Consider the following 23986-nt stretch of genomic DNA (forward strand, 5'->3'; position numbering starts at 1 on the left):
AAGATCGATCGCCCATATTGCAGCACATCACATAATTTTAGTATTTAAGAACTTGCGGAGGCGAGTAAAGAAGTTTTCTCGATGGGGATTGAGATCTAGAAAATCAACTTTTTCGCCTTCTAAGCGGCGGGCAATATTGTCGAAGGCAGTTCCAGCTAAAGAGGCCGTTTCCGACAATACTAATGGTTCGCCTCGGTTGGTGGAAACGATGACGCGCTCGTCGTCGGGAACCACGCCTAACAGCGGAATGGCGAGGATTTCCCGCACGTCTTGCACCGACATCATATCATTTGCCAGCACCATTGCGGGTCTGATCCGGTTGACGATCAGGTTGATTTTCTTGACGTTGTTGGCTTCCAGCAGGCCGATGACTCGATCGGCATCGCGGACAGCAGCGATTTCGGGAGTGGTGACAATTATCCCTTCTTGAGCCGGCGCGATCGCATTTTGAAAACCTTGTTCAATGCCAGCAGGAGAGTCGATCAAAATATAGTCGTATTTTGCTCCCAACATCCCCACAAGCTGCTTCATTTGCTGGGCGCTGATGGCATCTTTCATCCGAGTTTGGGCAGCCGGCAACAGCACCAAGCGCGGCTGCCGCTTATCTTTCACCAAAGCTTGCTCTAATCGGCACTCTCCAGCGAGAACTTCTAATGCCGTGTAAACAATCCGATTTTCTAAGCCTAGCAGCAAGTCTAAATTTCTGAGACCGAAATCGGCATCAATTACAGCAACGTTGCGCCCCCGCTTAGCTAAAGCCATGCCGAGATTGGCTGTGGAGGTGGTTTTTCCTACCCCGCCTTTCCCTGATGTAACAACAATAATGCGAGCCATAAGCGATTTTAGATTTATTGGGAATTGATGATTGGGAATTAGTAACTGGTAATTGGGAATTGGTAATTGGGAATTGGTAATTGATTTTATTATTGGTTGATAATTAGCAATTATTATTTGGGAAGTTGGCAGTAATTTGTTATTCAGTGAATTAACTTAACACTCAAAACTGTCCTTGTAATACTAATTCTATATGAAACTGCACTTAATTTTAAAATCGTCCTTTAGTGGCTGATTTAGCCAAGGGAAAAATTATCAAGTGCAGGCTTAAAAAGAAATAGTATTACAAATTACCCATTACCAATTCCCAATTACCAATTACCGATTACTCATTACCCCCGACTAACTGCGATTTGTCAAAATCAGAGGCTCTACCGATCCGAATCCCTTGGGGCGTCACATAGGCGACTTCCGGGAAAAACTGAGCGGGTGAGGTTTCTGGGCCTCTGGCAACATACTTAGCAATCCTAATCACCATCGGTTCCATCTGCAAGGTCATAATCACGCTTTTGGTGTTGCCACCGGCACCGGCGTGCACGACTCCCCGCAAACGGCCCCAAACTAGGATATCGCCTCCGGCGATGACTGAGCCGCCGGGATTTACGTCTCCCAAAAGTACGACGGTGCCCGGATGGCGAATTTCTACGCCCGATCGCACTGTCATCTGCAAATATAAAGGTTCCGCCAGCGATTGCGGTTTTTCAGCGGCGGCTTTATTCAGGGAAGAAACCGGAGGCTGCTGTTCTACACAATAGCCTGCTGTAGCTGCGGCAACGGCGGTTTGGCGGCGACTGGTGTGGACTCGTTTGAGTTGCAGTTCCACTTCGGAGAGGGCATCGGCGATTTCTTGCAGTTGGCGGATATCTAAAAGTCGATCGTTCCCCATCAATTGTACTTCTGCGTTTGGCTGCCAAAAGCGTTCTCCTGCGTTCAGTCTGACTTTTAGCTGCTGCCAAAGTTCAGTCCAAGTCGAGGCGGAGGCTGTTGCGGGTTCGCTATTGGTTTCTGGGGGGAGTAGCAACAGTAGCTGTCCATCTTCGGTTTTGAGTCTGACTTGCAGCTCCAAGCTGACTTCGGGTGTTGATTGAGGGGCGGCAGCGGCTCCGGCGGTGGCATCGGGTGTCATGGACAGGTCTGAGTTCAGGTAGGGACAGGTTAACATCAATATTAGCTCGATCGGTCTTTTGGCTCAGCTTCGTTTGTGAACAAGATTTTTTTTATTAACCGCAGAGGGCGCAGAGGACACAGAGAAAGAGAATAGAGAGGAGAAGAGAGAAATAGTTTTGACAAGCTATAGCAATCCTCGCATCATTTGTGAATTTCTTACTCCGTCCCCGCGAGTTCGGGGAGAGTTGGGGAGGGGTAAAAAATTCACGACTCCTGCAAGGATTGCTATATGATAATTCAATAATAACGGGCTTACTAATTATTGATTTTTAATTACGTTATGCAACAAATTGAACGTTATCGCGGCAGTCTCCTAGGTTTAGCAGTTGGCGATGCTTTGGGAACAACTTTAGAGTTCTGTCGCCCCGGAACTTTTACACCTATTAACGATATGATTGGCGGTGGCCCGTTTCGACTGCAACCGGGTGAGTGGACGGATGATACTTCGATGGCGCTTTGTTTGGCCCAAAGTTTGATTGAGAAGCAAGGTTTCGATCCAGTCCATCAGTTAGAAACTTATTTGCGGTGGTGGCGAGACGGACATTTGAGCAGTACGGGCGAGTGTTTTGATATTGGCAATACGGTTCAGCAAGCTCTTTGGAAGTTTGAAGATACAAGAAAACCTTACTGCGGTTTTACCGATGCTCAGACTGCTGGCAACGGTTCGATTATGCGCTTGGCTCCCGTGCCTTTGTTTTATGCTACAAATCCTTTGGAAGTCATAGAAAAATCTGGAGAAAGTTCGAGAACTACTCACGGTGCTGCTACTTGTGTGGATGCTTGCCGTTATTTGGGTGCTTTAATTGCGGGGGCGGTGAATGGAGTTGCTAAAGATGTGTTGCTGTCGGAAAGATATTGTCCTATTTCGGGATATTGGGCCGCAAATCCGCTGGTAGCAGAGATTGATGAGATTGCGGCGGGTTCTTTTAAATTGCGACAACCTCCTGAAATTAAAGGTACTGGTTATGTTGTCAAGTCTTTGGAGGCGGCACTTTGGGCGTTTTACAACAGTTCTTCTTTTGCCGAAGGCTGTTTGTTGGCTGTGAATTTGGGCGACGATGCGGATACAACTGGTGCGGTTTACGGACAGTTGGCGGGGGCTTTTTACGGGGAGGGGGGAATACCGGAAAAATGGCTCTCGCAATTAGCCGATCGCACTTTAATTGTATCTTTTGGCGATCGGCTTTTCTCTTTATCTAGTTAAAATCGATGTTTTAAATCAAGGGTGACAATTCCCAGGCATAACATAAATAATTGTAGATACTGTCAGGACTTGTTTCATGACAATATTGTATTACGTATGGAAGAAATTCTGTTGTTTTTATAGATAATTTGTTCAGCTCTTGAGCCTCACGCGCATTCCTCCCGTCACTCACCGGAGTACCGTTAGACTGCGGGACTCCTGCTGTTTTAATTGAAAAAGCGTGCATTTCTCGGACGCAGATAATACCCTTTCTTCACTATTTCATCGGGACACAGCATTGTTGTGTCCCTACTGTATGCCAGCGCGATCTCATTTGAAAAATACCCTGTTAATAAGTCAACTTTTCTTCGCCCGTAATTGGCAGTTTCCCACCTTCTCAAGACTCTTCACTAGCTCTTAGCTGAGTAGGTTGGCTACCTTGTTTGAGGTTGATGGTAATTTTTTTAGCTCCTTTGTTTTCCAGGTCTCGGATGTAGCCGGTCGATTTGTCAGAAGCTTCCTCTCTGCTGTCATAGGGCCCGAAGTAATAGGTACGCTTTGGCGAATCTGTATCAACTTCTACCCACCATTCGTCGCGTCGAGTGCTGCTAGTAGGTTGACCTAGTAGCCAAAAAGCCGTGAAAAACATACCCAACATAGAGATTTCAAACATATTTACCTCTGGGAATACTTAAGTAGTGTTTACTCTTATCAACTTATCCGGGCAAATAACTCGATCGCCTCATCCTCAGTGCTGATTTGACGCAGGTAATTTTTGAGAGTAAGTGCTGCATCAAATCAGCATTTTGGTGGAGGAGAGTTTTAGGCTGGGTGGCTGTAAGTCACTGCTAGACATACAAAGTCCGCAAGGTAAGGACTAGAAGAAGAGTGTGTTTATATTATTGTTGAGGTTTGAGTTAAGTCAAAACTCAACTTTTTTAAATCTCTACAGTTGCTGATAATTCTTCTTCGCAAATGGTAAGATGCGAAGGCTGACAGCGTTTGATGCGGATACTAACCCTTTTAGCTCCCTCGCTTTCGAGGTCTTCGACGTAGCCGGGAATATTGCTGGAGGCTTCTTTGTCGGTGTCGAAGGGGCCAAAATAGTAGGTACAGTGGGGCAAATCGGTGACAATTTCTACCCACCATTTCTCAGACCCGCGGTGGTTCGGCCCGGCCAACACGGACAAGACTGCAACGTAGATACAAAATAAATAAAATCCGAGCATCTTTATTCTTGAGGGTGGTTTAATTTATTATTTAAATCTATCAAAATAATTTGCCAGATCGAATCAACCTCAGTGCTGATTTTGCGTCGATCGACTTTAGATGCGAGATTTTATATCTTAGATTTTTCCTCCCATCTAAAATCTAAAGCAAAACCCGCCGGTGCGGGTTGTTTGCTAACTAAAAAATGCTCTTTTTCCAAACTAGATGGCTGGGCAAACCTCAGCTTGCTGAGGTTTAGCGCTTGCCTTTGGGGAACTGTTCGATACCAGCCCAACCGTAGAAAACCAGCTCGTCGTTCTGAACTCGGCAGCGGTCTACTCGCAGTTGAGTGCCTTCTAAGGCAAATTTGTCTAAGTCTAGCAAGTTATTTACGTGGGCAATTATAGCTTGACCCAAGTCTACTGCTTGCTCGTCACCGCCGTAAGTAACGCTGACAAATTGGATTTTGCGTCTGTCTTCTACTTGCAACTGAGCTGTAATATCTATTTTGACCGGTTCGCTGGCCTCGCCTACGGTAATTTCGGACTGAAGCCGAATTGATTTGTCGGTTCCGAAGCTGACTTCAGTGTTTTGAAAGTGCAGAGATTGCTCTTGGTACTTCAGCTTCTGGAGTTTTTCAACTACAAAAGGTGTATTGAATGAGGTGGTTAAATCCGATCGACTTAAGACTACTCGCATATTTGCCTGGGTAGGCTGCCGTAATTTCACTTGACCTGCAAAAATCGCCCCAAAATCAATGGAGAGTGCTTGCAGATAGAGTTCCATCACTTCTATGCGAAGGCCGTTGTACATCAACATACCTTTGCCAACGAAGTCGAAACCGTCGATGCTTCCCTGCAAGAGTTTGGCTACTGGTTCGACTCGGATGTTGGCCTCGGCCTTTTCAGAACGCTTGAATAAGGCTGCGATCGCAGCTCCTGCTACTTTACTAACAAGGCGATCGCCACTTTGACCTTGAAAGGATGTACCGCTAAACAAAGCTGCTACCATTTATTCGTTTGCTCATCTACAGTCGCCATTATAACCTCATATTAAGAAATGTAAAAATTGCTTGTGCTTATTCACCTCATAAGCAGATCTTGTTTTTTGTCTGTCTTCAAAACAACATTGTTGAAATTTAAGGGCTCAGGGGGGTGCCTTGGAGACAGGCGCGATCGAGCAAAGCTCCATCCCAAAGGGTTTGTTCCATCATGGCGCAAAGCAAATTAGCCCCGGTCAAGTTAGCGCCGCGCAGTACGGCTCCATTCAGGATCGCTTCTTCCAAGTCAGCTCCCGATAAATCAGCGCCGGATAAATTGGCATGGCTCAAATCGGCACCAAGCAAAATTGCCCTAGCCAAAGCAGCGCCCCGCAAATCGGCGCCGCGCAAATCGACACCGCTCAAATCCAAATTGCCGATGGATGCCCCCGTCAAAAAAGCACCCCCAAAACTGGCGTCGCGGACTAAAGCGTTAGCGAAGGAAGCTCCCCGCAAATCGGCATTCCGAAAATCTGCCCCTCGCAGGTTGGCGCCGCTCAAGTCAGCGCCGCGGAGGTTGGCTCGCAATACTGCCCGCTGCAAGTTAGCGCCGGCGAGATTAGTTCCACTCAAGTTGGCTTGAGACAAGTTAGCACCGGCGAGATCCGCTCCCGCTAAGTCTTGGCCGGCTAAATCAGTGCCGGCCAACATCAAAATTTTGCCTTTGCGTATGGCTTCGAGGTCATTAGTCATTAGTCAGTTGTCAGTTGTTGGTTGTCAGTTGTTGGTTAACAGTCAACAGTCAACAGTCAACAGTCAACAGTCAACAGTCAACAGTCGAGTTATTTTATAATGCCGGAGCGGCCGAGGTCGTTCGATCGCCCTCCTCCAACCACACGTTAGGCAGTTGGCTTGGGCGAGTTGGTAACTCCATCAAACCAATTTCTGTCATTCTGACGACGTTGCTGAGAGTTTCCAGCAAAGCCGGATCGAAGCGAGTGCCCGACAGTTCGCGGCACTGTTCCAAAGCTTCGCTCAAACTCAAAGCCGGACGATCGCCACGTGGTTGAGTCAGTTCTTGAAAATAAGCGACTAACCCCAAAATCCGCGAAGTCATCGGTATCGCTTCGGCTCGCAAACCCTCTGGCCTGCCGCTGCCGTCCCAATATTCAAGTTTATGCTTGACAATTTCCGCTACAGGTGCTAGTTCCGGCATTGCTTGCAGCAGTTGGGAACCAATGAAACTGCGATCGCGCCAAAACGAGAAAGTTGCTTCGTCAAAAGCATCGGGAGTGCGATCGAACACCTCATTCGGGGCCGAAATTAAGCCGACTCGAAATAGCAATCCAGCCAGCCGCAGCCTCCGCAACTGCAAAGCCGGCAAATCCAGCAGTTGACCCAAAGTTTCCGACAAAGCCGCCACCTGCAAGGACGCTGTAGGATTTGAGGTATCGCGTTCGTCCACGCGCTGGGCCATTCGCAGAAAAGCTTGAAGTTTGTTAGCGTTCAAATTACGACTGACACGCAAAGCTTGACCTTCCAATTCCCACAACTCGCGGGTTTGGCGGTTAATTGCTACCATTTGCTGCTGAGAACTTTGCAGGTAAGTGACTATCCGCGATACCACGCCACTAATGTCGGCCAAGGGCGGGCCTTTGGTTGCCAGGATTTCGTGGTGCATTTCCAGCAAAGTGTCTGCCAGAGGAGAGTTGTAATGTCGCGTCTGTTCTATAAAAATTTCTGCTGCAGCCGACACCAAAGACTGGTCAAACGACCACAAACCGTAGAACTTTCGTTCTGTATCTACTTCTGGCTTGCCCTCGGGCAAGTATTCCCGATCTGAAAGTTCGCGACAAAGCACCATTGCTTTGTATGTCGGGGCGAGGATGATTAAATTCCATTCTTGGATTATGGGGTCGTTTTCATCGAGATTTATTAAAGATACATTTTCTAATTGCCCGGTTTTGTGGGTAGCGAAACCGCTGTCGGCTACTGCACCTATGACAACGCGCCTAGAGGCATTAGCAATATCTAGGTAGCGATCGGCTTCCTGTAAATACCATTTACCCTGCTGAAACGTTACCAAAACTAAGGGTTGGAGTTCGCTCTTGTCCCCGCCACTGGTTTGCAAGATGTGGTCTTCTAGGGCGTGACATAGGGCTACTAGGGTGTTTTTGAAGTATACCCCGTAGCTAGAAGGCAGTTTTCCGTCGGGAAGTGTAGCTTGTAGTCTAGCGAGAGTTGATTCTGGATTCATTGCAAATGGCGGTGCCGGCTCTTAACTTAATTGTACCGGGCGATCGAACTTCTCGAAAAGACTTTTGGCAAAAATCCGAGTTTTTGAGTTTTCACCGCTTTGCAACCGAGTCAATCGATTTTAGATTTTAGATTTTAGATTTTAGATTTTAGAATTGAAGCATTGACCCCACCGATAAATACGTTCGGCAAGTTTCATCGGATACAGGTTTCTTATTTCACCGGTCCTGAGTCTGCTTTCGGAATGAATCTGGGGGCTTGTATGCTGGATGCTTTCGGGCAATGTAGAGTGCGCCGAAGACTACCTGATTAATTTTAGCAATTTTCTGGAAACCCTCTGTCTTTGGCTAAGTTTTTTTCAGACGAGAAACCAGCCGAGAGGAAGACGGTAAATGACTTAGGTATTAACTACTATTTTGAAAACAATATTATTAGGAATTCTGAGCGTGCTTCAACAAAATAGAAGTTTAGGGGAACAGGCGATCGACAAAGTGGCAGAGATTGCTATTACGAGCAAATTAGACGAATCCGAAACTTTGTCTGTCACAGTCAACACCGATCCGATCCAGCTAGCCCAGGGCTCAGTAGAGGCCGTTGCCGTTGAGGGCACAGGGTTGGTAATGCAGCAAGATTTGCGCGTGGAAGAATTGCAAATTCACGTCAAGGATATTGCTGTCAATCCCCTCACCGCTATGTTTGGCAAAATTGAACTGAACGGGCCTGCCTTCGGTGGGGCGCGCGCAGTTTTAACAGAAAGCGATATCAACCGCGCTTTTAATTCCGAATACATCAGCAGGAAACTGAAAAACTTAAAAGTTACTGTTGACGGACAACTGCGGACAATAGACGTTAAAACTATTGAGTGCCAATTGCTAGCCGGAAAAATCGCTTTAAATGCTGAGATATGGGTGCAGGAAACTGCCTCCAATGAAAAAATTTATTTTACAGCAAAACCTGAGATCGCAGCGGGCGGTTGGGCAATTTCTCTTCAGGATGTCGAGTATCCCGAAAACAAGGAATTTTCGCCGGAGTTAACTGAAGCTTTGGCGGACAAAGCTGGTGAGGTTTTAAACTTGCGAAATTTTGAAATTGAGGGAATGTCCCTGCGAATTCAGCAGCTAAATGTGGAAGCTGGTGTGCTAACTTTGCAAGCTGAAGCGAAAGTCGAACAATTCCCTAATTAGGAGCTTGTAGGGTGGGTCAGAAACAAAAAACTCTTCAATTCCTCCAACTATTGGAACTGGCGCACCCTATGATTATGCTTGGCTTTGGAAAAATAGCCGCCGTTGATGAAATCCCTCTAAAGTTATAAAAAAGTCGATAGCAACTGGCACCAAAGTATCACCGCCGTTAGAGGCAGGGATGGGGACTTAACTTTTACTCTTAACAAGTAGTAGTAAAAATTTGGAAAAGTTTTGTGAACACTGTAACTGCTTTTTTTAAAAGACTGCGTATCGGTCAATTTTTGAGTCAATTGTTGACTGTATTTATGGCAGGTGTGCTGCTGTTTACCAGTACCGCTTGCAATGCGGGCGATGTTCGAGGAGCTCGGCCTGAGAATCCTCCCGTTCAAGCTGGAGGAATGAATAACCCTCACAAGGGTGGCGGTGATGGATACACGAATTATAAAACCTCCACAGATCCTAAAGTAAATCAGTCCCCTGCTCAAGCAGAAAAGAATCGGGCTGATTTGGCGATTATCGGCGATCGTCTCCTGGCTGCGACTACCGCTGAATCTAATTCCTCAAAGCTGCTTTATCCGGGTTCTGCACCGATGGAAACTGACAAGTTCGACCTCGAACTCGGCGGAGATAAAACTCTGTTAGAAGCGCCAGACGGACAGCCGGCTAAGGCTCAACCCGTATTCGATCGCAGCGATCCCGATGCCAATATTTTAGAGAGAGTAGGCGCCGCCTTTAAGGATGCTTCTGGTTTCCTCCAAGATAGCGCTGAAGATGCCAAGGAAAGCTCGGTTACGAAACTCAATCCGCTGCAAAAATAAGCTAGCATAACTGGCGCGGTATCGCCGATTTGTAGGGGTTTTTTCAGAATAGCCCCTACACTATATTCACAAGTATTTATCCAGAAATTCTATATCTGTCTTGGACGCAGAATCTCTAGGTGCGCTGGACGCACCTTACCCTATATTAATCCTCTAAAATTACTTTTTTCGTAAGTCCTGTATATCTATGGTGCTTATGGCGCACCTTACGTTATATGTATCATGTAAAACTACTTACTTTTTTCGTAAGCCCTGTATATTTAGGATGCTTAGGGCGCACATTACCGATATTTGATATTTTAGATGGGGATTTTAAATTTCTAGGACTTGTGCAAAAAATGGGAAAATGAACCATTGAAATTGCAGCGCTCCGGCTGGCAATGACAAACTCGCACTGACCGAGTTTTCTCATTAATTAATGCACAAGTCCTGCTTTTATTCCTCTAAAGAAACTTTGTTTTATTTACCTTTGGAGTCAGAAACATCAGCAATCAAATCGTCTTTATCAACTTTCGGTACAAAATCAGGGCGTTCTTTGGATTCCCAACCGGGTGGGCGCTTGGAGTTGTACCAGGCGATCGACCCGATCGTAACTGCGGCAACAAAGCCAACACCAAGAACTGCTATTGGAGCCGTCAAGCTGACACTTGATTCCGGCACTGGCTGCTGCATCAGCAGATCGATCGCTACTCGCTTGATGGGTGCAACAAGAACTCCCATAGGAGTTGTCAAGCTGATATCTATCATTAAGCTAAATCCTTATCTACTCTACTTTTACATTATCTTAAGTGCTAATGCCGTTTGGTTGATATATCGGAAGACAGAAAAATTGACAGAATTGAGGTCATAATGTTTAGAGGTTGAAAATAGGAGAGCAGATTTTATGCCGTTGGGGACAATAGCATTGCTGTTGGCTGCGAGTTTCAGCCTGGGTGCTTTACCGCTAACGGGATGGACGGTGCGAGTGTTTAGCCGCCGAGATTTGAGGGCGCTGGGCACGGGGAATGTTGGCGTGTCTGCTGCTTTCATTCACGGGGGGAAATTAGCGGGAATTGCGGCGGTGTTGGCGGAAATTGCCAGGGGTATTTTGCCGGTTTTGGCGGGGCGATTTTGCTTCCCGGATGCACCTGCGATCGCACTTGCCCTGTTAATTCCTCTAGTTGCGGGCAGATATGCGATCGCCGGAGGTGGAGGCGTGACCAATGCTGTTTGGGGTCTTTTGGTATTTTCGCCGCCGGTGGCTGTATCATCGGGCATTTGGGGGCTGCTGGTGTGGGGTTTGGCACAGCGGTGGTGGGGTGAGGGCGATCGGGCGAGACTCTTTGCTTCCCGTTGCGGGTGTCTGTGTACCCCAATCTGGGTTTGGGTGTGGCGACAATCAATGCCCGAATTTTTAGCAGCAGCAGGATTAGCCTTTTTACTCTTCACAATTAGTCTTCGTCAGGGTGATGATATGGCTTTATCTAAATCAGAGCAATTGTTTTCTCTTGATGATTCGTTAGATGCTGCAATCTGTGGCGATAAAGCTGCTAAATTGTCTCAACTCAAACGCGCAGGTTTTAACGTACCTTCTGGTTGGGTATTATCACAAGAAGCGGGCATCGGGCATCGGGCATCGGGCATCGGGCAGCGAGGAAATAGTGATGAATTGTCAATTTCCAATGCTTCCATTCACAATCTAAAATCCAAAATCCAAAATCGAATGATTGTGCGTTCTTCTGCTGCGGGAGAAGATGGCGATACGAGTTCTGCCGCCGGACAATATCAAACTATTGGCCCTGTTTTCACTGAAGCAGAATTACTCGACGGCATTAATCGCTGCCGCCAGTCTTATTGGACTTCCGAAGCTGTTGCTTACCGCCGCCAACGACAACTCCCCGATACCCAAATGGCTGTATTAATTCAGCCTTATATTGACAGCGAATTTGCGGGAGTGATGTTCAGTCGCAATCCTTTAGATGGCGGTTCCCAGGTAATTATAGAAGCTTTACCGGGAGGAGCAGAAGCTGTTGTCGGCGGACAATCTACTCCGGTTCATTTAGAAATTGATTTTAGTAAACCTGAATCATTAGAAAACAAATTAACTGAACTTCAAAGTAATTCAATTATTGCTCAACCCATTTTAGCAGAATTGGTGAAACAAGCCCAAGCGATTGAAGCATTTTTTCACGGAATCCCGCAGGATATTGAGTGGAGTTGGGACGGGGAAAAAGTTTGGATTTTGCAAAGCCGCCCAATTACAAATTTACAGCCGTTTTGGACGCGCACTATTGCAGCAGAAGTGATTCCCGGTGCAATTCGCCCCCTAACTTGGTCGATTAATCGGCCGCTAACTTGCGGGGTTTGGGGGGAGATTTTCAAGGTGGTTTTGGGCGATCGCGCCAGTGGCTTAAACTTTAATGAAACGGCAACTTTGCTGGGTTCTCATGCCTATTTTAATGCTACTTTGTTGGGCGAAATCTTTCGGATGATGGGATTGCCGGAGCAGGGTTTGGAATTTTTGCTGAGAGGGCAAAAGATGGGCAAGCCGCCTTTGGGGAAGATTTTGCCTTCTTTGCCTGGTTTGTGGCGTCTGGTGCAGCGAGAAAGGGCGCTCAATGCAGAATTTAAGGGCGATCGTAGTTCTATTTTCCTCCCGGCACTGCAAAGTCTGGAGAAGGAAGAAGGAAGAGGGAAGAAGGAAGAAGGAAGAGGTTGGAGCGAAGAAGAAATATTAATGCCCAATGCCCAATGCCCAAGGCTCGATTATCAATATTTGTTGGAATTGTTGGAGAGAGCGGAGCAAATTCAGGAGTGGCTGAAACCGATTACTTACTACAATATATTAGGGCCGATCGGGCTGGCTATTCGCAAGGCAATTTTTCGCGTTAATGATGACTGGCTGGCTAATGACAGCGCTCCTGAAATTGCTTCGGTGCGAGCTTTACAGCAGTTGGCTCAGAAATTGCGACAAGCTGGTGTTTCGCAGTCTGACGAAACTGGTTCAGTCGCAGATTTAGCACAGACATTTGCGGAAACTCCGGCTTTACAAGCAGATTTTGAAAAGTGGCTTGATATTTACGGATATTTGAGCGAGGTGGGAACGGATATTGCTGTTCCTACTTGGCGAGAACAACCGGAAGTTTATCAAAAGTTGCTAATAAATATGGCTCAAAAAGCCGAAAATAATTTAGTTGAAAAGCGTGAAACAAAATTGACTTTTTCGCAGAAGTGGCGATTAGATAAATGTCAAGAAAGAGCGCTTGTCAAAAACGAAATTAGCGAAATTTACGCGCGGTTGTTGGCTCATTTACGGTGGACTTTTTTGGAGATTGAAGCTTGCGGATTGGCAATGCAGGTGTTTCAGGAAAGCGGGGATATTTTTTATCTGGAATTTGGGGAAATTCAGCAGTGGATTCGCAGCGGCGCGAGTGTTTCTTTTCAGGATACAATTAGCCAAAGGCGCCAACAGTTAAAAGCCGATCGCGATCGCCCGATTCCCCCTGTAGTCTACGGCAATTTGCTGCCGAATTCTCAGACAAGGGCGATCGACTCCGCAACATCGGAAACTAATATCATCCAGGGAATTCCAGCAAGTATTGGTAGTGTCGAAGGCTTTGTCAAGATTTGCCGCACTGCGAGCACGGATTTAGGAGAAAATGCGATCGCAGTAGTTCCTTACACCGATGCAGGTTGGGCACCGCTGCTATTAGGAGCAACAGCAATTATCGCCGAAGTTGGCGGCCAACTATCTCACGGAGCAATAATCGCTCGCGAGTACAAAATTCCCGCAGTTATGAATATTGCTGAAGCTACAACTCGCTTCCGAGACGGTCAAAAAGTGCGAGTAGACGGGTATCTCGGCACTGTAGAACTGCTGGAATAATTAGGAACAGGCAAGATGCCTGTTCCACAAAGAGTTGATTTCTTGTGGAACAGGCATCTTGCCTGTTCCTAAAAAGATTATTGAAAATGGTGCAACATCTCAGCAATCTCGTAAACCCGTCCCAACTTTCCTAGGCTGTTAAGAAATTCTGGAGAACATAATTCCCCAGATTTCTACCCGCACTCAAACCATTTACGTTAGCACTCATGAAATGAATCCCTCCGTAAATTCGACTTATACCCGATTCGTCGGCCGCTTCGCTGAAGTTCTCGTAGGTTCGCAAAGTGTTGACAGATGGATCGCCTCGATCGGCAAAGCCGTAATCTGAACCAAATACAGCACTCATAACAGGATCGGCGGCACCACTAAAGGTACTGTGGCCCGAGGTATACTCAGGGAACGGCGGAGTAGTTAGCAGAGGCGTCCACAGGGGGTCGGCTGTCGTGTTGGGATTGTTGTCTGTGTCAGCTTGGCGGATAGCTGTCAGCGGCCGCCATAAATTGTACTGGTACTTGGCATCCCAGCAACTAATAGCTGCATCGGCGAGAGCAATATTCAGCAGGGCGAATAAGCGGGCGCTATCTTCTAAGGATTGACCAGTGAGAGTCGCTGTTTCTTCGGCGATTTGGTTCCAGTGACCCGGAGGGGTAAACGTCCCAGCGCCGTTGGCCCAGAATTTGGCGATGACTGTTTGGTCTGGGGTGCGTGTGAGGCTGTCACTTTTGCCGATTTCTTGGACGTAGTTAACTTCCTCTGCGTACTTCGCGCTGTCAAGGGCGGGCGGGCCGGGCGGGCGGAACTGAGAACCGCTAGTCATGGCAAAGGGAGTAACTTCTCCCCACTGTGGTGCCAGCGGGGCGGCAAGGGCGGGGGGAGTCGGAACCCAACTGCCAAGGTTGCTTGAGGGGTTGTACTCCACTACTTTGGCGATGCCGTCTGTATTCCGCAAACTGATAATTTGGTCGGCAACTTGCTGTCCGAGGGCAATCCCGTCTTCTTTAGCTTTGCCATCGGTAATTTTAGCTAAAGACGATGCGTATACTTCGTTGAATGTGGCTGCTTGCGCTGGGTAGACGCTGACTAAGACGCGATGGGCGGCTGCGGCGGTGGCAGCTTCTGCTGATGTGCCTGCTGGTGCATCTATGTTGACCTGGTAAGGGCTGTATTTTTTGCCGATCGAGTTAACAGCATCGTAAATGGCTGCGTGAACCATTGCCATGTTGCGGGAGGCCAGAGGAGGCGCACTGTTGGCTGTCCGCACTGCATTCAGCATGACTCCGTTCCACTCAATGACAGGGTTTCCCGATAGCTGATTGGTGAATTGGTCGCGGTTGATTGTGTTGCTGTTGACTCCCGGTAATACTACTAAATACTCGCCCGTGAGTTTGTCTTGAATTATGGTGCTGTTGCTGTTAGCGCCGGTGCCTTGCTGGATGTTTAAATCTTCAAAGCCCAGGCCGTCTAGCAATCGAATTTTGTCATTGCCGTTGCCGAAGTCGGCGATGTTATCGGCTGTGGCTAAAGTTGGGCCGCCGCTGCCTTTAGCAATGGCAAATATATCATCGCCTGTGCCGCCGCTCACGGTATCGCTACCGGCGCCCGCGTAGATGAGATCGTTGCCGGAATCGCCACCAATTAGGTCGCTGCCTTTGCCTCCCCAGAGGATGTCGTCGTCTGCACCGCCAATGATAGTATCGTTGCCTTGGTCGCCGCAGATTTTGTCTTTGCCGACATCGCCTTCGAGATAGTCGTCTCCGCTGTTGGCATAAATTATGTCGTTGCCATCCAAAGCGTTAAATCTGTCTGGTTGGGTGGTTCCTTCGAGATAGTCAAATTGAGGACTAGGGGTCAGGGATGCCATGTTGATTTATTGGATATTTTGATTAAATCGCAAAGGTTTCGTAAACTCTGTAGATGCTTAAGTCTGTTTACCCCAGATTTAATATTATTAAACTTTGTTGTTCGTAAGCAAACGCCACAATAAAGGTTTATTAAATCTTTAACATTTAATGGGTTTTTGATGAACTTTTGCGCTGTAAATGTAAGTCAAAATACTCTTTAAAAAAGTTCCTCAAACAGTCCCATTTTGTTAAATCTTTACAAAAAAACATTTTTTTTAAATTTTTATATAACCCCTATTCCCATATCATAAATGAGCGGATTGTGTAACGGACTAAGTAGATATTTATTAAGCACTCCTCAAAGCTGCGATCGGGTCGAGTTTGGCGGCTTGGCGGGCGGGGACAACGCCGAAGAAGAGGCCTACTGCACCGGATACACTGACAGCAAGGGCGATCGCCACGGGTGATATTCCAGCTTGCAAAGGCGTGAAATTACCTACAAGCAAGATACCACCGACACCTACGCAAGTACCGACTATCCCTCCGGCAGCGGATAAAATCACAGCTTCGACAATAAATTGAAACAAGATATCTTGTTGAGATGCGCCGATCGCCTTTCTGAGCCCAATTTCCTGAGTGCGTTCGCTAACGGACACAAGCATAATGTTCATAATCCCAATTCCGCCGACTAATAGGGAAATGCTGGCAACAGCAGTTAACATCAGAGTCAAAGCGCCGGAAATGGCCCCCATTCTTGCCATTAAATCTTTCTGATTTCTGACAGTAAAATCATCTTCGGTAGTAATTTTGTGCCGCAATCTCAGCAAGTTTTCTACCTGAAATTGCGCCGCGTCCATTTGCGATTCATCTTTAATCGAAATAAATATCGACGTGACAGCCAAACCGTAGGGAGATTTGCGCCCGACTATGCGATTGGCCATTGTGGTGATCGGCACAGCGGCGGAATTATCAAAATTCGTACCAAAAGATGTGCCTTTGGGCGCCAATACTCCAATTACTTTGACGCTGACATTTTTGATCCGCACTTGTTCGCCCAAGGGATTTGTATTGCCAAAAAGTTTCTCGGCTAATTCTGAACCGAGCACTACAACTTGGTTACTTTGCTTAACATCAAGTTCGGTCAAAAACCGCCCTTTTGCCATTTCAAAGCTTCTAACTTCTAGAAACTCTGGAATTGTGCCAAAAATTAGAGACGAAACATTTTTGTTGCTGTAGCGAACTATTTCAGAACTGTTAAGTTCTGCTGACACGCCTTGAACGGATGGGACTTGAGTTGCGATCGCCTTTGCGTCTGGCAATACGAGAGTTTGAGGCGCACTTGAGATGGTACTTCGCCTCGCGTTGGGAACTCCAGGCCTCACGATTAATACATTTGTACCCAGGGATTGAACTTGTCCTGCTACAAATTTTTGAGCTCCTTCTCCAATTCCAATCATCGCAATTACTGAGGCATTGCCGACAATCATCCCGATCATTGTTAAACTGCTGCGAGTTTTGTTGGCTAGTAGCGTTTGACCGGCCATTTTGACGCTTTCAATAAAATTCATAATTTGGGAATTGGGAATTGGAAATTTAGAATTGGGCATCGGGCATCGGGCATCGGGCATCGGGCATTGGTAATTGAAACCAACAAATAACCAATGACTAATGACTAATGACTATTGACTTCTTAAGCACTTCTCAATGCCACAATCGGGTCTAATTTAGCAGCTTGTTTTGCAGGTACGATGCCGAAAAATAAGCCGATACTGCCGGAAACACCGACTGCAAGTGCGATCGCCATTGGGGAAACACTAGCTTGCAGGGGAGTAAAAGCAGCGACTAAAAGCACGCCGCCGATACCGAATCCAGTGCCGATCGCCCCGCCTGCCGCTGACAAAATCACAGACTCGATCATAAACTGAATTAGGATATCTTGCTGAGAAGCTCCGATCGCCTTTCTCAATCCAATTTCCTTCGTGCGTTCGGTAACAGAAACCAGCATGATATTCATAATCCCGATGCCGCCTACAAACAGCGAAATTGCCGCCACGAAAGCCAGCATCAACGTCAAAGCACCAGTAATACTGCCCAAAGTATTCATTAAATCTTTCTGGTTGCGAACAGTAAAATCATCTTCTTTTGTAATTTTATGACGCAACCTGAGCAAATTTTCTATTTGAAATTGGGCTGCTTGCATCATACTTTCATCTTTAATGGAAACCGAAATAAATGTTACTTTTGTACCGTAGGGAGACGAGCGACCTACGATCCGATTTGCCATTGTTGTCAGCGGCAAATAAACATTCATATCTTGATTGTCGCCAAAACTTGAGCCTTTCGCCTGCATGACACCAATCACTTGAAAAGTCGAGTTTTTGATGCGGATGTATTGACCAAGTGGCGGTGTATTACCAAACAATTGTTCGGCTGCTTCCGATCCTAAAGCAACCACATTTTCCTGTCTTTCTAAATCTAATTTGTTTAAAAATCGACCTTGGGCAACATCAAAGCTTCTGACTGTCAGAAACTCTGGGGTAGTTCCGACAATGGAAGATGAGACATTTTTGTTGCGGTAGGTAACGAGTTGACTATCATTGAGAGTTGGTGCGACTTCTTCGACAGAAGCAACTTGAGATGCGATCGCCTCTGCATCTTCCACTACTAAAGTCTGGGGCGGAATCACCGGGCGGCTTTGTGCTTCAGGACTTCCGGGAATAATAAATAGCAAGTTTGAACCCAGAGAGTTAACCTGTCCTTCGATAAATGTTTGAGCTCCTTCGCCGATACCGATCATCGAAATGACAGAAGCATTGCCGATGATAATTCCTAACATCGTCAAGGTGCTGCGAAGCTTGTTTGCCATCAAAGTTGTGACAGCCATTTTGACGCTTTCAACAATATCCATAATTCGATTTTAGATTTTAGATTTTCGATTTTAGATTGGGGATTATTCGATTTTAGATTTTCGATTTTCGATTTGGGATTGGATTATTCGATTTTAGATTTTAGATTTTAGATTTGGGACTGGGATTATTGGTGTCAACTTAATATTTAAACCCATAATAAACTCGCTTGTAGCCGAGTCTAGATCCCCTAACTCCCCCTTATTAAGAGGGACTTTGACCAAGAATTTCTTGATGGTACAAGCCCCCGGATTTATCCGTGGAATCAATCCAAAATCTAAAATCTAAAATCCTCAAGCCCCCGAATTTATCTCGCGCAAGTCAATCCAAAATCTAAAATCTAAAATCTAAAATCGAATGACTGCTCTTGTCCCCCCCTTAAGAAGGGGGGTTAGGGGGGATGTCCGGGGAAAGAAAACACCCTAGAGCGATCGAGATAAATAAGGCCCCCTGCCCTGTGGCCCATGCCCTATGCCCTATTTCTGATTCTTGATAATATCCTCCAGCTTTTTACCTTGAGGAAGTTCGGTAAAAACGCGATCGCCCGCTTTTGCACCCTCCAAAATCTGAATCTTGTTGCCAATAGTCGATCCAACCGTAACAGGCTTAAACTGCGGCTGTTGTTTCTCATCAGGAACCAGCACACCCGTTTGACCTTTATTAGTCACAATTGCCACCGTCGGCACAACTAAAGCATTGCTCAGCTTTTGACCAACAAATCTCAAATCTACATTCATCCCCGATTGCAGCGAATCTTTGCCCGTATCAATGGCAACTCGCACTTGAAATAGCGTCACATCCCGTTCCTTAACAGCTTCCGGCGCAATTAATTTAACGCGACCTTTAAACACTTTATCTGGATAAGCATCAGCCACTATTTCAACTTCTTGACCAGATTTAATTTGACTGATATCAGCCTCCGGGACTTTCGCCAAAACCTCCACATCTCTAGCTAGAGCGACAATCGATGTCGAAGTTGCCGAAGTAGCTTCCGATGCCGAAGTGGCCGGAGTTACAAAAGCTCCTTGAATGGCGTATCTTTGGGTAATAATTCCAGCAAAAGGAGCGCGAACTTTCGTATCTTCTAACTGCACTTCTTGAAAGCGTACTTGAGCTTGAGCTTCCTCTAATTCAGCTTGAGCTTGAGCTATTTCTTCCGGGCGAGAACCGTTTTCTTGTGCGGCCAATTGACTTTTGGCTTCAGCAACTGCTGCTTCGGCTTTGGCGATTTCTTCTGGACGGTTGCCGTTTTCTAGCTGCGCTAATTTGCTTCTAGCTTCGGCAACTTCTGCTTCGGCTCTCGCAATTTCTTCGGAGCGCGTGCCGTTTTGCAATTGGTTCAATGCTTGCTGCTCGACTTGCACAGCAGCTTGCAGTTGCTGAATTTGGGACTCCCGACTTTCTTGCAGTTGTTGCAGGCGTTTTTGAGATTCTATTAATTTAGCTTGGGCAGTGCGATTTTCTTTAATTAATTCATCCAGTTTATCTTTAGCCAGAGCACCTTCTTCAACTAAAGGTCGGTTGCGTTCCACCCGTTGAGCTGTTAGTTCGGCTTGGGCTTTACTCGAGTCAATTTGCGTTTGTGCTTGGGCAATTTCTTGTTTTACACTACCAGTTTGAGCGTCTGCTAAACGAGCTTGAGCTTGGGCTAAACGAGCTCGCCCTTGGCTGACTTCTTCAACGCGGCTGCCGGCTCGCAGTCGCTGTAAGCCAGCTTGAGTTTGCTGCAAGCGGGCTCTGGCTCCTGCAACTTCTTCAACGCGGCTACCGGCTTGGGCTTGCGCGAGACTGGCCTCGGCTTGCTCTAAGCGCGCTCGGGCGCTGGCGATGTCTTCCGATCGATTTCCTGCTTCGATTTTGGCCAGTCTAGCTCGCGCGCTGGCTTCGCGGGCTTTAGCTTGAGCGAGTTGAGCTTCTACATCGCGGCTTTCCATGCGGGCCACGATTTGTCCTGCTTCGACTTTATCGCCCTGTTCGACAAATAATTCTGCGATCCGGCCGGAGCCTTTGGGGCTGAGATTCACGCGCTGTACGGGCTGCACCGTGCCGCTAGACGTGATCCGCACCGTGAGGTTTTGCGCTTCCACCGGCACTGTCATAGTGGCGATCGCATCTACTTTCGGCTGCGATCGGCTTTTTGCTATATATATTGTGGTCGGTACAGCTAGCAACCCGGCTGCAACCAACCCAATCGCCCACCGCTGCGGTTTGCGCGCGGGTTTCTTCGGAGACTGCTTTTGGGCGGTTTTTTTATCTGCAATTTTGGTCTCTGCGGCCTTGGTGTCTACAGTCTGATTGGTGTCTACAGTCTGAGTATCTTCCACCTTGACCTGAGCAGTTTCCTTTTTAGGGCTAACGATCATACCGACTCACCTAATTTAATCTCAGGATTACCTTAAAGGTAAAATTTTTGCTGATGCTTGGCATCGTCTTTCAGACTCATCCGATCGGGTGATTTCAAAAAAGTTCCCCAACCCGCACCTGTAAACAATTATAGCTAATCTTTGCAAGTTATTAAAAAATGTTAAGTTTTTTCAGCCAAAAGAGGTGGATCTAAACAAAATCGCTCCCGGCTGCTGGCAAATAAAAATATATTTTAATAAATAATATCATTTTTGGGAGATCGGGGCGTGATCCTCAGCAGCAACAAAGGCCGATCGGGCAGCGGGCGATCGACTAAACTCGGTCATTGCCGACTCGTGAGCCCCTCGCTGCGGGATATATGCCAGTGCGAATCTCGCAACGGCACACTATGGACACACTTATTCTCATAAACCCGGTTTCACGGGTAGCGGTGCGTAAACCCTGAATCCATATCAGCCCTGTGCCCACAACAGGGTAAAATGTTTTCCAAATCCCCTTAAAAATGGAAAATAAACAAAAATGAATCGTCCTCAAAGCGTTACCGTTCTGGCAATTTTGCAGCTAATTAGCGGCATTTTCAGCCTCCTTGACGGCTTGTTCATCTTACTTTTTGCTGGCATTTTTGGTGGTCTCGGTGCGGCTTTCGGCGGGGCAAAAGTTGGCACTGTAATTGGCGGCTTCATTGCAATTTTTGCTGGAATTAGTTTTATTTTAGGTCTCCTCTCTTTACTCTTAACTTGGGGTTTGTTTCAACTCAAAAATTGGGCTTGGACGGGAACGTTAATTGTCCATATCATCGCCACCCTCGCGCAAATTGTCAAAATGTTTGGCAGCGGCGGTACAGCAGTCAATTTTTTAACTCTGGGTTTTGCAGTAGCTAGCATTTACTACTTGCTGCGGCCGGATGTTAAACAAGCATTTCGTGTCTGATATCCTTTTAATTAACGGTACTGAATTCTCGGATCTAAAAAAGCATAGGAAATATCAACCGCCAGATTAATCAGTACAAAAGTCACAGACACAAAAATTACTCCACCTTGGACTATTGGGTAATCCCGCGTCAGAATACCGCTATAAATCCAAGAACCAATTCCCGGCCACGAGAAAATCGTTTCCGTCAGAATAGCGCCGCCTAAAAGAGTGCCGAACTGCAAACCGATAGTTGTGACGATCGGCAAAAACGCATTTTTCAAAGCGTGTTTCAAAATCACCCAATATTCCGGCAATCCCTTCGCCCTCGCAGTGCGGATGTAATCTTGAGAAAGCACTTCCAGCATCGCAGAACGAGTGATGCGAGCTATAATAGCCAGAGGAATAGTTCCTAAAGTCAAAGCTGGCAGGATTAAATGGGCGATCGCATCCCGCAAAGCCACCAAATCCCATCTCAGCAACGCATCCAAAACATAAACACCCGTAATCGACTTAAAACCAAACCCTAAATCTACACTAATGCGCCCGCTAGGAGGTAGCCATTTCAGATAAACAGCAAACAAATAAATCAACATCAATCCCAACCAATACACCGGCAAAGATACGCCAATTAACGAACCACTCATCGCTAGATTGTCCAGCCAGCTATTTTTCCGAACAGCAGCCAAAATCCCCGCCGGAATTCCGATAACCAGTGCCACCAACATCGCCACCACAGACAGTTCAAAAGTAGCAGGCCAGCGACTTGTAATTTCATCAATTATGGGGATACCGCTAATAATGCTATTTCCCAAATCCAAGCACAGCAAACTCCATAAAAACGCAAAATATTGCAAAGGTAAAGGCTGATTTAAACCTAATCTCGCTCTCAAAATTTCCACCTGTTCGGGAGTTCCCCGTTCTCCCAAAAGCACTGTAGCTGGGTCTCCTGGTATCAAATGCAAAAAGATAAATACTAGCAGAGTGATTCCGAAAAGGACGGGCAATAGTCCTAGTAAACGTTTTACAATATAATTAATCATGTTTTTTATATAGATTCTATCGGCTCGGATTTTACGGCTTTTTCACATATTATTATGTGATTGGTAGGTTTTTTTTTATGAGCAATATTTGGCATGACTAAAAATATAGATAAACCCGCCCTTTTTTAGGGAACCACCAAGAGAAGAGGGCGGGTTTTTGAGATTGTCGGTATTAGGGCTATATTGTTGGTAAAACCCGCCCCTACACAATTAGATACAAGGAAAATCTGCCATATTCAAGACTTACTAACATCCTCAAAAGACTCAGACCCCAAAGGACTCGGAATCCAACCTTGAATATTCTTGCGTTTCCCTAAAAGCGGCTGTGAATGTACGATCGGCAAACGCACAGCTTCCCCATGCAAAATCTCGCTAACTTCCGCATAAATTTTCGCCCTAGCTGCTTTATCGCCACTCGCCCTCCCCCGATCCAAAAGTTCCAGAACTTTCGGATTTTTCCAATTTCCCAAATCCGCCGTCGAACCCGGCCCGAAGTGAGGATAATAAAAATTGTCTGGATCGCCATAATCTCCTGTCCAACCCAACATAAAAGCTTGAAAGCCGGGAGGTTTGAGCCGATCGGCTAAATAAGCAGACCAATCCTTTGTCAGCAATTTTACCCGAATCCCGATCGCGCTCAAATCCGCCGCCAAAGCCTCAGCAATCGGCTTCGGCGTGGGAAAATATGGACGGCTAACGGGCATATACCACAAATCCAAATCAAAACCGTTCGGATAACCGGCTTTCGCCAGCATTGCTTTAGCTTGCTGTGGGTTAAATTCATCATCTTTAACTCGATCGGACGCCGCCCAATTCAGCGCAGGCGGGATAAATTGCGAATCATGTTTTCCGAGTTCTCCCCAGAAAGCTTTGACTATTGCTGGCTTGTTAATTGTTTGGGCGATCGCCCGCCTGACTTCCGGTTTTGACAAAGGTTCGTAACTCGGATTTAATGCTAAATAACCGACATTAAAAGAAGGTCGCACAACAGCTTCTAAATTAGGATCTCCCTGAACTTCTTGCAATTGATCCGGCGTTAAATCCACAGTAAAATCAAGTTGTCCAGCTCGTAGCTGAGCCAGTCTCGCCGCCGGATCATCAACAAAACGAATTACCAATTGATTGACTTTTGGCGTACCCGTTTTCCAATAATTCGGATTTTTCTCCAAAACAATGCGATCGCCCGATCGCCATTCCCGAAACACAAAAGGCCCCGTACCCACCGCCAGCGACCCCGGAGTGCCGTATTTAGCACCCGCTTTTTTCACCGCCGCCGGACTCGCCATCCCGAAATAACCCGACCCAATCGCCATTAGTGACAAGTTAAGGTGATGGGTAAATTGTCAAGGGGGTATTTACATTGGTTAAAAAATAGATGAAACTCAGAATAGGCAAGTAGTTGAGCAATTATGACCAGCCATGACCAAG

Annotated in this window: 19 protein-coding genes; 5 read left to right on the forward strand and 14 right to left on the reverse strand. The window is 46.6% G+C overall.

The features are described from left to right. Window positions 1-27: 27 nt before the first annotated feature. The gene (gene minD, locus QT984_RS09250; RefSeq protein WP_333056075.1) at window positions 28-834 is read right to left on the reverse strand and encodes a septum site-determining protein MinD; all 807 of its coding nucleotides are present in this window, start codon (window positions 832-834) and stop codon (window positions 28-30) included. A 325-nt stretch (window positions 835-1159) separates the two neighbouring features. Beyond that, window positions 1160-1960: a septum site-determining protein MinC gene (minC, locus tag QT984_RS09255; protein ID WP_333056111.1), complete on the reverse strand. Its 801-nt coding sequence runs from the start codon at window positions 1958-1960 to the stop codon at window positions 1160-1162. A 321-nt stretch (window positions 1961-2281) separates the two neighbouring features. On the opposite strand from minC, the gene QT984_RS09260 reads away from it, so the two are divergent. After that, entirely contained in the window at window positions 2282-3205 is a 924-nt protein-coding gene (locus QT984_RS09260) for an ADP-ribosylglycohydrolase family protein (protein ID WP_333056074.1), read from the forward strand. 376 nt (window positions 3206-3581) lie between these two features. On the opposite strand, the gene QT984_RS09265 is transcribed toward QT984_RS09260, so the two are convergent. From QT984_RS09265 to QT984_RS09285, 5 genes are all read right to left on the reverse strand, one after another. After that, window positions 3582-3857: a DUF1816 domain-containing protein gene (locus tag QT984_RS09265; protein ID WP_333056073.1), complete on the reverse strand. Its 276-nt coding sequence runs from the start codon at window positions 3855-3857 to the stop codon at window positions 3582-3584. Window positions 3858-4122: 265 nt separating this feature from the next. Next, window positions 4123-4413, reverse strand: a complete 291-nt coding sequence (locus QT984_RS09270; protein ID WP_333056072.1) for a DUF1816 domain-containing protein — start codon at window positions 4411-4413, stop codon at window positions 4123-4125. Window positions 4414-4648: 235 nt separating this feature from the next. Further along, entirely contained in the window at window positions 4649-5404 is a 756-nt protein-coding gene (locus tag QT984_RS09275) for a DUF2993 domain-containing protein (protein WP_333056071.1), read from the reverse strand. Window positions 5405-5531: 127 nt separating this feature from the next. Further along, on the reverse strand, window positions 5532-6125 hold the full coding sequence (locus QT984_RS09280) for a pentapeptide repeat-containing protein (protein ID WP_333056070.1): 594 nt from the start codon (window positions 6123-6125) through the stop codon (window positions 5532-5534). 94 nt (window positions 6126-6219) lie between these two features. After that, the gene (locus QT984_RS09285; RefSeq protein ID WP_333056069.1) at window positions 6220-7629 is read right to left on the reverse strand and encodes an HD domain-containing phosphohydrolase; all 1410 of its coding nucleotides are present in this window, start codon (window positions 7627-7629) and stop codon (window positions 6220-6222) included. Window positions 7630-8044: 415 nt separating this feature from the next. Between QT984_RS09285 and QT984_RS09290 the strand changes: the two genes are divergently transcribed. Together QT984_RS09290 and QT984_RS09295 are read left to right on the forward strand one after the other, a co-directional pair. Continuing rightward, entirely contained in the window at window positions 8045-8812 is a 768-nt protein-coding gene (locus tag QT984_RS09290) for a DUF2993 domain-containing protein (protein WP_333209484.1), read from the forward strand. A 233-nt stretch (window positions 8813-9045) separates the two neighbouring features. Further along, window positions 9046-9630, forward strand: coding sequence for a DUF6658 family protein (locus QT984_RS09295; protein ID WP_333056067.1), 585 nt, complete (start codon window positions 9046-9048; stop codon window positions 9628-9630). Window positions 9631-10089: 459 nt separating this feature from the next. On the opposite strand, the gene psb35 is transcribed toward QT984_RS09295, so the two are convergent. Next, window positions 10090-10302, reverse strand: coding sequence for a photosystem II assembly protein Psb35 (psb35, locus tag QT984_RS09300; protein WP_332981549.1), 213 nt, complete (start codon window positions 10300-10302; stop codon window positions 10090-10092). 211 nt (window positions 10303-10513) lie between these two features. On the opposite strand from psb35, the gene QT984_RS09305 reads away from it, so the two are divergent. Then, window positions 10514-13495: a glycerol-3-phosphate acyltransferase gene (locus tag QT984_RS09305; RefSeq protein WP_333373825.1), complete on the forward strand. Its 2982-nt coding sequence runs from the start codon at window positions 10514-10516 to the stop codon at window positions 13493-13495. A 130-nt stretch (window positions 13496-13625) separates the two neighbouring features. Here QT984_RS09305 and QT984_RS09310 read toward each other — a convergent pair whose 3' ends face one another. The 4 genes from QT984_RS09310 to QT984_RS09325 form a co-directional block, all read right to left on the reverse strand. Beyond that, the gene (locus QT984_RS09310; protein WP_333056065.1) at window positions 13626-15356 is read right to left on the reverse strand and encodes a chemotaxis protein CheB; all 1731 of its coding nucleotides are present in this window, start codon (window positions 15354-15356) and stop codon (window positions 13626-13628) included. Window positions 15357-15683: 327 nt separating this feature from the next. Then, window positions 15684-16904, reverse strand: a complete 1221-nt coding sequence (locus QT984_RS09315; protein ID WP_333056109.1) for an ABC transporter permease — start codon at window positions 16902-16904, stop codon at window positions 15684-15686. 122 nt (window positions 16905-17026) lie between these two features. Further along, window positions 17027-18244, reverse strand: a complete 1218-nt coding sequence (locus tag QT984_RS09320) for an ABC transporter permease (protein WP_333056064.1) — start codon at window positions 18242-18244, stop codon at window positions 17027-17029. 474 nt (window positions 18245-18718) lie between these two features. Then, window positions 18719-20605: an efflux RND transporter periplasmic adaptor subunit gene (locus QT984_RS09325; RefSeq protein WP_333056063.1), complete on the reverse strand. Its 1887-nt coding sequence runs from the start codon at window positions 20603-20605 to the stop codon at window positions 18719-18721. A 520-nt stretch (window positions 20606-21125) separates the two neighbouring features. Here QT984_RS09325 and QT984_RS09330 point away from each other — a divergent pair. Next, window positions 21126-21536, forward strand: a complete 411-nt coding sequence (locus tag QT984_RS09330; RefSeq protein ID WP_333056062.1) for a hypothetical protein — start codon at window positions 21126-21128, stop codon at window positions 21534-21536. An 11-nt stretch (window positions 21537-21547) separates the two neighbouring features. Here QT984_RS09330 and QT984_RS09335 read toward each other — a convergent pair whose 3' ends face one another. Further along, window positions 21548-22558, reverse strand: a complete 1011-nt coding sequence (locus tag QT984_RS09335; protein ID WP_333056061.1) for an ABC transporter permease — start codon at window positions 22556-22558, stop codon at window positions 21548-21550. Between the two features lie 236 nt (window positions 22559-22794). Continuing rightward, window positions 22795-23871 (reverse strand): ABC transporter substrate-binding protein, encoded by a 1077-nt coding sequence (locus QT984_RS09340; RefSeq protein WP_333314261.1) that lies wholly within the window; start codon window positions 23869-23871, stop codon window positions 22795-22797. Window positions 23872-23986 lie beyond the last annotated feature (115 nt).

It is taken from the genome of Microcoleus sp. Z1_B2, assembly GCF_036700325.1.
Classification (GTDB): Bacteria; Cyanobacteriota; Cyanobacteriia; order Cyanobacteriales; family Microcoleaceae; genus Microcoleus.